Genomic DNA, 7,851 nt, shown 5'->3' with positions numbered 1-7,851 from the left:
TGCGTCAGCAACGGCCCGCAGGGCGCTTCTCGCAGAGAAGCGTAATCCTCTCTCGCCGACCATATTCGAAAAGCCCGCTTTGCAAAAAGCGGGCTTTTTTCGTTCGTAGCAAAAGAGGATGAGAACCCCCGAAGGAGGTTTGAGCCGAGCGAAGCGAGACAACGTTGCGTCAGCAACGGCCCGCAGGGCGCTTCTCGCAGAGAAGCGTAATCCTCTCTCGCCGGCCATCATTTAAGAAACCTGCTTTGCAAAAAGCAGGTTTTTTTTCGTCTGTAGCAAAAGAGGATGAGAACCTCCGCAGGAGGTTTGCGCCGGGCGCAGCGAAGGAAAAGCAGTCGAGGTAGTTGTCGCTATTACGCGACATATAACCTGCTGATTTTAAACAGCCTTACCTTTCCTTGCACAGCCTGTCGCTCAGCGGAGACAGCTTTAAACCGGTCTGTCGCGTTTTCGCGACATCGTAACCGCTGTTAGCAGGCAGGGATTATCTAACTGACTGATATAAAATAACTTCCCGTGATTCATGCCATTCTGGCACGCTTTGTGCAATAATCTCAGCGTAGATGCTCATTCCACCTCTTATGTTTGCCAATGCAACATAAACCTGGGAATGATGCAGAGCCCCTTACGGTATCCGTTGTCCAGCTGGCAGTAACGTGCACGCGCTACTGCAGTAAGAAGGACATTACGTTGAGTCGGATACCATCAGTTGTCTTACCGACCTGATCTTACACCTGCTTCTGGCAGGTGTTTTTTTATCTGCCGTTCACGGATTGATGCCGTATTCCCTGCACGCTCTTTCAGGCAAAAAAAAGCCGGGACTGGCCCGGCGTGCACAAAAATAACAACAGTAAAATCAGGCGCCAGGATTGTTCTTCAGCGTCAGTAACAGACCTTCGCGACGCATTTTAGCCGCGTCTTCCGGGCGATGCAGGCGATCGTAAACGTCCGCCAGCCAGGCGTAGTCAAAGCCATCCGGACGCTGTGCCAGCGCCTGCTGGAAGGCTTCTGCGGCCTGCTGCCATTCACCGTGGCGCATCAGCAGCTGGCCGAGCGTGCTGTGCAACAGCGGCGTGGCACCGTGCTGTTTAATCTGCTGACGCAGCGCTTTCTCCAGTGCCTGTGGGTCACCGCTTTTGATACGCGGCATCAGCAGCACCAGCCGATCGTCATACTGACGCTTCAGCCCTTCCAGCACGATGCTTTGCGCGGTGTCCGGATCGTCGCACTCGATCAAATGCTCAGCCATCGCCACCTGCAGCGCGGTCTCCTGGCGCGTTTTGCGACTCTGGTTCTGCCACCATTTTTTCAGACCTTCGCTGCCCTGATCGGCCATTGCCTGATTCATCAGACCCAGCCACGCCTGCTGCTGCAGCGCGTTACGCTGGTTCTCATCGTTAATCTGCGCCTTCTGCATCGAGGGCAGGATATCCAGCAGTGCGCCCCAGGCGCCGGTGCGGATATAAGCCTGCTCGGCCAGACGCAGTACTTCCGGATGGCGTGGCGCCACTTCCAGCAGGCGATCGATACCGTGACGTGCGGCGTGATCTTCGTTACGCGCCAGCTGCAGGCGCACGCGGGTGATCTCAACCGGAATGGTATCGTTCTCGGAGAGCTCAGAGGCGCGCTCCAGATGCTGGTTAGCACGGATTTCATCGCCGCGCTGCTGCGCTGCTTCCGCCGCCAGCAGATAGTTCGCCACCGGCTGATCGGCGTGATCGGCATTCTTTGACAGCAGCTTTTCTACCTGACGGTAATCACCTTCCGCCAGCTTCATCAGCGCGCTTTGCGTGTGACGCTGAGCGCTGCGACGTTTCCGCCCGGTGAACCAGCCGCGGGTGCGGGCGCCGGTGCGGAACAGGCGACGCAGAATCCATTCGACCAGCAGAATCACCAGCAGGCTGAGAATCAGGATGATGGCCAGACCGGTGACGCTGGTCTCAATGTTCCAGTTATCGGTCTGGATCAGCACATAGCCCTGATGGCCGGCAACCATCGGTCCCAGCACAATGCCGGCAATCAGCAGCAGGAAAAGCACCAATACTTTCAGCATGGTTAGCCTCCCTGTTGATCAGCCGCAGCCGATGGCTGCGCCAGCAGATTGCGCACGCGCGTTTGCATCAGTTTTTCCAGCAGCGCCTGGCTCTCCAGCGTGTCCGGCACGTCCATCGAAATACTTTGCTGACTCAGCTCGTCGAGCTGGGCGAGGAAGGCTTTGGTTGCCGCATCGTTAGTGTCGTACCAGGCACGCACCCAGGTGGATACCGCATCGATGGACTGTTTGTAGATCTCATCCTGATGGCGCGGCACCGCCTGCGCAGCAATCAGCAGACGTGAACGGATGTTTTCGCGCAGATAAACATCCTGATTCGGTGCCAGCAGCGGCTGCGCGGTGTTATCGCGGCGGCGGATGGTGATGAAATCATCCATGAAGTTGTGCCAGCTCTTCACCAGATTCTGACGCCACTCGTGCAGCGAGCTGGAGAGCTCACCGCTGTCGGCATCCATTGGCGATTCATCGCTGTCGTTATCGGCCAGACGCAGATTATCCACGCCGTTCGACAACTGATTCAGCTTGAGGATGATGCCGTCGTAGTCCACCTGGCTGACCGCCGCCAGTGAACTGATATCCTGGGTCAGCGCACGGCGCACGTTCATGATGCTGGGATCGTTCATCTCCGCCAGGCTGCTGTCCGCGCTTTTCAGCAGCGCTGCCGCGGTGGTGACGTCCTGATCGCTCCACAGTTTGCGACCCGCCAGTTTGACGAGGTAGTCGGCCTGCGCCAGCAGCCAGGTGCGGGTATCGTTGCCGGAAATAGTGGCCACTTTTTCACGCAGCGTCTCCAGCTCTTTCGCGCTGTTATCCTGCTGGCTGCGCGCTTCCTGCAGCGCGGTATTGGCGTCCGCCAGCTGCTGCGAGAGCTGTTGTTTATCGCTGCCCAGTTGCTGCTGCAGGGCGCTCAGCTGCTCGCTCAGGTTCTGGTTAGTCTGAGCCTGTAAGTCGGCCTGGTGTTTCCCATTCAGGTAAAGTCCCGCGCCAATCGCCAGTGCAATGACAATTGCCACCGCACTCAGCACCTTGCCGTCGCTCTTTTTCGCGCGAGGCGGCTGGCTGGCTGGCGTCGGGGAAGTGTCCGCAGGGGTGGTTTCTTCAACCATGGCGGAGGAGTCTTTTTGTTCCGTCATTGTGGCTCATCCCAATGTTAAGTTCAGCGTAACGCACGCAGCAGCGCGTCGTTATCCGCACCATCGGCTACCTCAATCTCCTGCCAGCCTAATTCGGCGGCCTGGGTAGCCAAACGTTCACTGACGACCAGCAGTCGACAGTGCAGCAGCCATTCCCGCCGATCGATTGGCGGAAACAGCGCAAACAGTTGTTGTAACATTTCACCGCTGGTCACCACCAGCGTGGTAATACCGCGATCGCGCCAGCGACGGCCTTCAATCGCGCCGTCATACTGCTTTTCACAGCGCTGATAGCACTCACAGTATTGCACGTCCGCGCCGCGGGCGATCAGCGTCTCCGCCAGCAGTTCACGGCCCGGACTGCCGCGCAGAATCAGCGCACGCTTGCCGCTGACCTGCTGCAGGCGATTCAGCCGCACCAGCTCTTCGCTGGTTTCCCGCGCATGCGGATAGTCAACTTTCAGATTACTGAAGGTGTGCAGCGCCAGCGCGGTGCTGCGACCAATGGCATAATAGTCGAGAAATGCCGGCCACGCGCTGCGCTGCTGCTGTAAAGCGGGCTGGGCAAAGTGCACCACCTGCTGCGACAGTAGAAATACCAGGTCACCGGGCTGCAGGGCGGCCAGTTTCAGCGGCAGTTGGGGGAGATCGCGACCCGGCGTGAATTCAATCAGCGGAAACGACCACGCCAGTTTGCCCTGGCTGCGCAGGCGCGCGACCAGTTCGCTGGCGGCGGGTTCCGGACGGGTCACGAGGATAGTCATGCGGGCGGCTGTCCCTGATAAACTTCACGCAGAATGTCACGCGCGCCGCCGTCCAGCAGCTCTTCGGCCAGTGAAATCCCCATCTGTTCGGCCTGTTCACGCGGGCCGCGGCGTTCGCCCACCACCATCTGGCTGCCATCCGGCGCACCGACCAGGCCGCGCAGCCACAGCTGATCGTCTTCCAGCACGGCAAAACTGCCGATCGGCACCTGACAGCCGCCTTCGAGACGGGTATTCATGGCGCGCTCAGCGCGCACGCAGACGGCTGTGTCGCTGTGGTTCAGCGCCTGCAGCAGCGTAATTAACGGCTGATCGTCAAGACGGCACTCAATGCCGACCGCGCCCTGGCCCACCGCCGGCAGGGAAAACTCCGCCGGCAGCGCCTGGCGAATGCGATCTTCCAGTCCAAGGCGTTTCAGCCCGGCGGCAGCAAGAATGATGGCGTCATACTCGCCGGCGTCCAGTTTGCTGAGACGCGTACCGACGTTACCGCGCAGCGAGCGAATCACCAGGTCCGGGCGCCGTGCGCTAATCTGGCACTGGCGACGCAGGCTGGACGTGCCGACCACCGCGCCCTGCGGCAGCGCGTCGATCGAGGAATAATGATTCGAGACGAACGCGTCGCGCGGATCTTCGCGCTCGCAGATGGTCACCAGTCCCAGACCGTCGGGAAAATCGACCGGCACATCTTTCATGGAGTGCACCGCCATATCGGCACGGTTTTCCAGCATCGCCAGCTCAAGCTCTTTGACAAACAGTCCCTTGCCACCCACTTTCGCCAGCGGCGTATCAAGGATGACATCACCTTTGGTGACCATCGGCACCAGCTCAACCTGCAAGCCGGGATGCGCAGCCATCAGGCGCTGTTGGACATATTGTGCCTGCCACAAGGCAAGCGGGCTTTGCCTGGTAGCAATTCTGAAAATTTTGTTTAACATGCTGTTAACCATTTTGATCGTTCATCGATTATCCTATCATTGATAGGGGAATGCTGTCAGTTTCAACGGATTGACCAGGCTGCAATCTCAGACCGGAGCCCGCTTTTTACGGCGTCAGATTCTGAGGCTGGAGTCCGAAAATGCAGGGCTACGTTTGGAACGTGCTAAACTGTCAGGTAGCGCAACTTTCTTTACGGTCAATCTTCCAGGTGTTAGATTGATCACGTTTCCAGCAATAATTTGCCCGACATCTTTATTATTAAGCGGCAGATTTTGGAAACAGGGTGCTTAACACTGGGACAATCAGGCGAAACGTCTTGTACCTCTACATTGAGACACTGAAACAGAGACTGGATGCGATTAACCAGCTGCGTGTAGATCGCGCACTGGCTGCCATGGGACCTGCTTTCCAGCACGTCTACAGTCTGCTGCCAACATTACTGCATTATCATCATCCGCTGATGCCGGGTTACCTTGAAGGTAGCGTTCCCCATGGCGTCAGCTTCTTTGCGCCTGATGAAAACCAACAGCAGCTGTTGCAACAGTTAGCGGGCGACCATCCGCTCGACCTCAGCAGCGCGGTGAAGGGCGAACTGCCTATCACCGGCATCTACTCGATGGGCAGCACCTCGTCCGTCGGCCAGAACAGCGTCTCCGATCTCGACATCTGGGTATGCCATCAGTCATGGCTGGATAACGAAGAGCGTCTCAATCTGCAGCGCAAGTGTACGCTCCTGCAAAAATGGTGTGTGTCGCTGGGTGTGGAAGTCAGCTTCTTCCTGATCGACGAAAACCGTTTCCGCCATAATGAGAGCGGCAGCCTCGGCGGTGAAGACTGCGGTTCTACCCAACATATTTTACTGCTGGATGAGTTCTACCGTACCGCCGTGCGCATGGCGGGCAAACGCATTCTGTGGAACATGGTGCCTGGCGAAGAAGAACATCACTACGACGATTACGTGATGTCGCTCTATTCACAGGGCGTGCTGACGCCGAATGAGTGGCTGGATCTCGGCGGTCTCGGCACGCTGTCGGCGGAAGAGTATTTCGGTGCCAGCCTGTGGCAGCTGTATAAAAGTATCGATTCGCCGTACAAAGCGGTGCTGAAAACCCTGCTGCTGGAAGCTTACAGCTGGGAATACCCAAACACGCAGCTGCTGGCGATGGATATCAAACAGCGGCTGCACGACGGCGAAATTGTCTGCTTCGGTCTCGATCCCTACTGCATGATGCTGGAGCGCGTGACGCGCTACCTGACCAGCGTCGATGACACCGCGCGCCTTGATCTGGTGCGCCGCTGTTTCTACCTCAAAGTGTGCGAAAAACTCTCCAGCGAGGAGCAGCATCCGCGCGCGGGCTGGCGGCGTGAAATCCTGTCGCAGCTGGTGAAAGAGTGGGGCTGGGACGATGAGAAGCTGGCGGTGCTGGATAATCGCGCGCAGTGGAAAATCGAACGGGTGCGCGAGGCGCACAACGAGCTGCTGGATGCGATGATGCAGAGCTATCGCAACCTGATCCGTTTTGCCCGTCGCAACAATTTAAGCGTCAGCGCCAGCCCGCAGGACATCGGCGTGCTGACGCGTAAATTGTACGCCGCGTTTGAAGCGCTGCCGGGCAAAGTCACGCTGGTGAACCCGCAAATCTCGCCCGATCTGTCGGAAGAGAACCTGACCTTTATTCATGTGCCGGCCGGGCGCGCCAACCGTGCCGGCTGGTATCTGTATAACCAGTCGCCGGACATGAGTTCAATCATCAGCCATCAGCCGCTGGAATATAACCGCTATCTCAACAAGTTAGTGGCATGGGCGTGGTTTAACGGACTGCTGACGCGCAAAACCCGTCTGCACATCAAAGGCAACGAGTTCTGCGATCTGCCGCGCCTGCAGGAGCTGGTCAACGATGTCTCCAGCCACTTCCCGCTGCGCCTGCCGGCACCGACGCCGAAAGCGCTCTACAGCCCGTGCGAAATCCGGCATCTGGCGATCATCGTTAACCTCGAACACGATCCGACCTCAGCGTTCCGCAATCAGGTGGTGCACTTCGACTTCCGCAAGCTGGATGTATTCAGCTTTGGTCAGCAGCAGCAGTGCCTGATCGGCAGCATCGATCTGCTGTACCGCAACTCATGGAACGAAGTGCGTACGCTGCACTTCAGCGGCGAGCAGGCGATGATTGAAGCGCTGAAAACCATTCTGGGCAAAATGCATCAGGACGCTGCACCGCCGGACACGGTAGAAGTATTCTGCTATAGCCAGCATCTGCGCGGTCTGATTCGCACCCGCGTGCAGCAACTGGTGTCGGAATGCATTGAGCTGCGCCTGTCGAGCACGCGTCAGGAGCCGGGCCGCTTTAAAGCGCTGCGCATGGCCGGTCAGACCTGGGGGCTGTTTTTCGAGCGCATGAGCGTCTCGGTGCAGAAGCTGGAAAACGCAGTCGAATTTTACGGCGCGATTTCCAACAACAAGCTGCACGGTTTGTCGATCAAAGTTGAATCGAACCAGACGCCGCTGCCACCGGTGGTCAACGGCTACGCCAGCGAAGGCATCATTCAGTTCTTCTTTGAAGACACCAGTGACGATCGCGGCTTCAACATCTATATCCTCGATGAAAGCAACCGGGTTGAGGTGTATCACCATTGCGAAGGCAGCAAAGAGGAGCTGGTGCGTGACGTCAGCCGCTTCTATTCGTCGTCGCACGATCGCTTTACCTACGGCTCGAGTTTTATCAATTTCAACCTGCCGCAGTTCTATCAGATTGTGCACGCCGGCGATCGCTTCCAGGTGATTCCGTTCCGCAGCCAGACGCTGACGCAGCTGTGCGCCACCCAGCCGGACAACGACAACGGCGACTTCCAGCCGCGCTACCAGATGCACTAAAGCCGCTGCGCTGTACGCAGTGGCCTGCCCCCGTTTCTGAACCTTCTGCCGGATATTTCCTGTTGCTTTTACAACGTCAACTGCGAT

General features: G+C 57.9%; 5 protein-coding genes and 1 other RNA gene. 2 read left to right on the top strand and 4 right to left on the bottom strand.

Features of this window, described 5'->3' with window-relative positions:
* Nucleotides 1-97: 97 nt before the first annotated feature.
* A non-coding RNA gene (locus tag H7K56_RS18925) (RtT sRNA) lies at nucleotides 98-227 on the top strand.
* Nucleotides 228-856: 629 nt separating this feature from the next.
* Here the strand turns inward: H7K56_RS18925 and hemY are convergent.
* The 4 genes from hemY to hemC are packed head-to-tail and all read right to left on the bottom strand — an operon-like array spanning nucleotide 857 to nucleotide 4,888.
* Nucleotides 857-2,053, bottom strand: coding sequence for a protoheme IX biogenesis protein HemY (gene hemY, locus H7K56_RS18920; protein WP_058775512.1), 1,197 nt, complete (start codon nucleotides 2,051-2,053; stop codon nucleotides 857-859).
* A 2-nt stretch (nucleotides 2,054-2,055) separates the two neighbouring features.
* Complete coding sequence (gene hemX / locus H7K56_RS18915) at nucleotides 2,056-3,186, bottom strand: uroporphyrinogen-III C-methyltransferase (RefSeq protein WP_021506977.1); 1,131 nt, start codon at nucleotides 3,184-3,186, stop codon at nucleotides 2,056-2,058.
* Between the two features lie 23 nt (nucleotides 3,187-3,209).
* Complete coding sequence (hemD, locus tag H7K56_RS18910) at nucleotides 3,210-3,950, bottom strand: uroporphyrinogen-III synthase (RefSeq protein WP_150361896.1); 741 nt, start codon at nucleotides 3,948-3,950, stop codon at nucleotides 3,210-3,212.
* Nucleotides 3,947-4,888, bottom strand: coding sequence for a hydroxymethylbilane synthase (gene hemC, locus H7K56_RS18905; protein ID WP_031279613.1), 942 nt, complete (start codon nucleotides 4,886-4,888; stop codon nucleotides 3,947-3,949). Before hemC ends, hemD begins: the two co-directional genes overlap by 4 nt.
* Nucleotides 4,889-5,205: 317 nt before the next feature.
* Between hemC and H7K56_RS18900 the strand changes: the two genes are divergently transcribed.
* On the top strand, nucleotides 5,206-7,764 hold the full coding sequence (locus H7K56_RS18900; RefSeq protein WP_021506974.1) for a class I adenylate cyclase: 2,559 nt from the start codon (nucleotides 5,206-5,208) through the stop codon (nucleotides 7,762-7,764).
* Nucleotides 7,765-7,851 lie beyond the last annotated feature (87 nt).

The organism is Pantoea dispersa (assembly GCF_014155765.1).
Lineage (GTDB): Bacteria > Pseudomonadota > Gammaproteobacteria > Enterobacterales > Enterobacteriaceae > Pantoea > Pantoea dispersa.
This window is presented reverse-complemented; position numbering and strand designations above follow the sequence as displayed.